The organism is Nonomuraea sp. NPDC003727 (assembly GCF_053586935.1).
Genome location: NZ_JBSFNE010000049.1, coordinates 1 through 3,876, shown reverse-complemented (window position 1 = coordinate 3,876; position 3,876 = coordinate 1). Strand labels below are relative to the sequence as shown.

Annotated in this window: 5 protein-coding genes; 2 read left to right on the top strand and 3 right to left on the bottom strand. The window is 71.4% G+C overall.

From position 1 onward, the window contains the following. Positions 1 to 290: 290 nt before the first annotated feature. Entirely contained in the window at positions 291 to 704 is a 414-nt protein-coding gene (locus tag ACWDLG_RS45020) for a DUF6223 family protein (RefSeq protein WP_449931814.1), read from the bottom strand. A 217-nt stretch (positions 705 to 921) separates the two neighbouring features. Between ACWDLG_RS45020 and ACWDLG_RS45015 the strand changes: the two genes are divergently transcribed. Then, positions 922 to 2,037, top strand: coding sequence for a sensor histidine kinase (locus tag ACWDLG_RS45015; protein WP_449931812.1), 1,116 nt, complete (start codon positions 922 to 924; stop codon positions 2,035 to 2,037). Next, complete coding sequence (locus ACWDLG_RS45010; protein ID WP_449931810.1) at positions 2,034 to 2,696, top strand: response regulator; 663 nt, start codon at positions 2,034 to 2,036, stop codon at positions 2,694 to 2,696. The genes ACWDLG_RS45015 and ACWDLG_RS45010 overlap by 4 nt, the downstream gene beginning before the upstream one ends. Before the next feature lie 83 nt (positions 2,697 to 2,779). Here ACWDLG_RS45010 and ACWDLG_RS45005 read toward each other — a convergent pair whose 3' ends face one another. Both ACWDLG_RS45005 and ACWDLG_RS45000 read right to left on the bottom strand, forming a co-directional pair. Continuing rightward, positions 2,780 to 3,337 carry a hypothetical protein gene (locus tag ACWDLG_RS45005; RefSeq protein ID WP_449931808.1) on the bottom strand — a complete coding sequence of 186 codons (558 nt, stop codon included), beginning with the start codon at positions 3,335 to 3,337 and terminating at the stop codon, positions 2,780 to 2,782. A 333-nt stretch (positions 3,338 to 3,670) separates the two neighbouring features. Then, positions 3,671 to 3,876: hypothetical protein (locus ACWDLG_RS45000; RefSeq protein ID WP_449931806.1), on the bottom strand; the 206-nt coding region annotated here is incomplete at its 5' end.

The following is a 3,876-nucleotide window of genomic DNA, read 5'->3' as shown; positions in this document are numbered from 1 at the left end:
GGTCACGGGGACGGCCAGGGCGGAGGCGGCGATGGTGGCGGCGGCGAAGGCCTTCTTGAAGTCGAGCATGAGGTTCTCCTTAGGTGGTGTGTTTCCGGGCTCCGGGGAGCTATGTGGATATTTGTACCGAGGAGTCCTTGCATGCCCCTTTCATAGAGTTAACGGATGGCATGCGAGATATCTGCATCGCCGTTCCTGCCGGGGAAGCCGGCGACTCCGGAAACTCTTGCCAGTCCTGGACGTCGCCGACTCGGATCCAGCGCTGCCAGCGGGGTCAGCCGGTCAGCCGGTCAGCCGGTGCGGCGGGAGCGGGCCAGAGCCAGCCCACCGAGCAGCACGCCGATCAGCCCCACCGCCAGGGCCACGAAGCCCCCGACTATTCCGTAGCCGGTGCCGGGACCACCTTCGGCGGCGGCCACAACCAGCCCGCCGATGGCCGCGCCGGCCACCCCCGCGGCCAGGGCCACGACGGCCCCTCTTCTTCCGTTGCCGGTGCCGACATGACCCGTGGAACGGGCCAGGGCCAGCCCGCCGATGACCACGCCGACCAGCCCCAGCAGCGCGGCCACCAAGGACCAGAGCCGCCCGGCGGTCAAGGCGTAGGCACTGACGTCGGCCGACTGGACCAACACGCGCGCGGCCGCCGGTGTGGCCGGCCCGAATCCGCCGAGCAAGGCCTCGGCAAGCAGGTGACGGACGGACATGAGGTACTCCTTCTTCTCCTACGAGGGACGTCGCCCGATCATGTCCGCCGGACCCGCCGCCGGTCGTCCGGCGGACGCGGGCACTTCGCGCTGCCGCCGATGCCGTAACAGGCTGCCGCGGACGCCGCAGGAGCGGCGGAGGTACCGCGTATGCGGTAGACAGCTGATCATCCGTCCGCAGGAGTCGCCCGCGCGAACGTCCGGCTAGGGTGCACGCATGAGCAGCGGGCGGATCGGTGTCGGGGACTGGGCGACGGCGGCTGGCATGGCGGCGATCCTGCTTGTCACCGGACTGTCCGGGCAGCACTCCGCCACGTACCGCGACCTGCTCGGCTACGCGCTGCTGACGGTCGGCGGCCTGGCGCTGGCCGTGCGCCGCCGGGCTCCGGTTCCCGTCCTGGCCGTCACCGGGGTGTGCGCGGTGGGTTACCAGGCGGCCGGTTTCGACGTGCCTGCCGTGGCGTACCTGTTCGCGGTGTACGCGGCCGTGCGGGCGGGACACCGCACCGTCACGGTGGCGGCGAGCGTGGCCATGCTGGCCGCTCTCCCCCTCGCGGCCCTGGCCTCGGGCCTGCACGACACGGGTGAGGCGTTCGCGCAGGCCCGAGGCGCCCTTGAGCTGGCCTGGCTGATCGCGGCCGGCGCCGCGGGTGAAGCGCTGCGGCAGGCCGAGCGGCGGGCGGAGGAAGCCGAACGCACCCGGGAGGAGACCGCGCGGCGCCGCGCCGACGAGGAGCGGCTGCACATCGCGCGGGAGCTGCACGATTCGCTCACCCACCAGATCTCGATCATCAAGGTGCAGGCGGAGGTCGCCGTCCACGTGGCCCGCAAGCGGGGCGAACAGGTGCCGGAGGCCCTGCTGGCGATCCAGGAGGCCGGACGTGAGGCGACCCGGGAGCTGCGCGCGACCCTGGAGGCGCTGCGCGACGACGACACGACCCCGCCGCGCGGGCTCGACCACGTCGCTGAACTGGTGGAACGGGCCCGGACGACCGGCCTGGACGCGACGCTGACGATCGAGGGACGACGACATGACGTGCCGGCCGCGGTGGACCGGACCGTCTACCGGATCGTCCAGGAGTCCCTCACCAACATCGCCCGGCACGCCGCCGCCGCGACGGCGACGGTCCGGATCGACTACCGTCCCGACACCCTCGCGATCCGCATAGACGACGACGGCAAGGCCACTCCTGGCAGCGCCCCGGTGCCCGGCGTCGGGCTGCTCGGGATGCGCGAACGCGTCACCGCCCTCGGCGGTCGCCTCCGGGCGGCACCGCGCGGGGAGGGCGGCTTCACCGTCCAAGCCGAACTTCCCGTGGACCGAACGTCATGATCCGTGTCCTGCTGGTCGACGACCAGCCGCTCATCCGCAGCGGATTCCGCGCGCTCCTCGACCTCGAAGACGACATCGAGGTGGTGGCCGAGGCCGCCGACGGGACGGAGGGCCTGGCTCTGGCCAGGGAACACCGGCCCGACGTCGCGCTCGTCGACATCAAGATGCCGGTCGTCGACGGCATCGAGGTGACCCGGCGCATCGCCGCGGACCCGGCGCTGGCCGGGGTGCACGTCGTCATCCTGACCAACTACGGCCTGGACGAACACGTCTTCAACGCGCTGCGCGCCGGCGCCGCCGGTTTCCTCGTCAAGGACATCGTGCCGGAAGACTTCCTGCACGCCGTACGCGTCGCCGCGCGTGGTGACGCCCTGCTCGCGCCGTCGATCACCCGCAAGCTGATCAACCGGTACGTCAGCCAGCCGCTCCACACCGGCACCGGCACGGGCCTGGAAGAGCTGACCAACCGCGAACGCGAGGCCGTCGCCCTGGTCGCGCAGGGCCTGTCCAACGACCAGATCGCCGACCGCATGGTGATCAGCTCACTGACCGCGAAAACCCACGTCAACCGGGCCATGGCCAAGCTCCGTGCCCGTGACCGTGCCCAGCTCGTGGTCCTCGCCTACGAATCCGGCCTGGTGGTCCCACGCAACTCCTGACATCCACGCTCCGGGCGCCGTCCTGACGACGCCATGGGAGTCCAGCGAGCCCCGGGCGCGTGGGAAGGACGCGCGGCCGCCAGTCACATTCGAGGCGGCGGCGCCGTCAGAACTCGTCCATGGTGAAGGCCGGCCGCTCGGTGCGCAGCGCCGCGTCCCGCACCTGCAGCATCAGGTCGAGCGGCGCGGCCCAGAGCCAGCAGGGCCTGCCGTACGTCGGCGAGGCGCAGCCACAGGCAGCCGAACACCTGCGTCACCCGGACCTGGTCGGGGTCGGCGGCCATGAGCGGCAGCGGATCGTCCACCGGCACGGCCCAGCAGCGCACGCGCACCGTCAGGTCGATCCCGGCGAGGAAGCGCCACAGCGCGGCGGCCACCGGAGCGCTGTCGGCCTCGAACTCCTGCACCTGCACCAGTCCGGGGCTGTTGGTGTCGTCGTTCCCCGGACGGGTGCGGTAGATCGCGTACCCGGCAGGCGGCTCACTCGCGTCCGCGTCGCCGACCACCACGACCAGCGGCGGGCCGAGCTCGTCGTCCTCTTCTTCCTTCTCCGGCAGCACCTGGGTGTCCCACCAGGTGTCGTCCCTGCGCAGCCGTCCGGCGCGCGCCGTGCGGGAGCGTTCGTACAGCGGCGCGACCACCTGCTGTATCCGCCGGTTCCAGCAGCCGCAGGGGCCGCGGATCCGCCTCGATGCGCAGATCGAGGGGACGGCCGGAGTCGATCTCGATCGTCATGCCGTATGGCGCGAACCTGGCCCGCGCCCGTGCGGCCGTCATCCGAATTTTCGCCTGGGCGAGACCGCCGGCCGACGGCGAGGGCGGCAGCTGCTCACGAGCGGTCGCCGGACACAACGCGAAGGCGGCCGGCGCTTGTGGTCGCGTCGGCCGCCTGTTTCGCGGTGTTTCTCATGTGTGGGTGTGGGTTGGTAACTGGCGGTGGGTGTCGGTGACATGGCGGGCCATGGTGGTGTGGCTCAGTTGTTGCCGACGTTGATGTTGCCGCTGTTGTTGTTGCCGCCGTTGCCGCCGGGCTGGTTGCCGCTGGCGCCGTTGGCGTTGCCGCCGTTGCCGTTGCCGATGTTGCCGCCGCGGTTGTCGATCTTGATGACCTTCTTGTTGACCTTCTTGACGAACTTGGGTGCGCAGGTGGTGGCTTCGGCGGTGTGGGCGACGGTGGTGG

Excerpts from the sequence above, each read along its gene's own strand:
- ACWDLG_RS45020 (WP_449931814.1), bottom strand. The coding sequence starts at position 704 with ATGTCCGTCCGTCACCTGCTTGCCGAGGCCTTGCTCGGCGGATTCGGG.
- ACWDLG_RS45015 (WP_449931812.1), top strand. The coding sequence starts at position 922 with ATGAGCAGCGGGCGGATCGGTGTCGGGGACTGGGCGACGGCGGCTGGC.
- ACWDLG_RS45010 (WP_449931810.1), top strand. The coding sequence starts at position 2,034 with ATGATCCGTGTCCTGCTGGTCGACGACCAGCCGCTCATCCGCAGCGGA.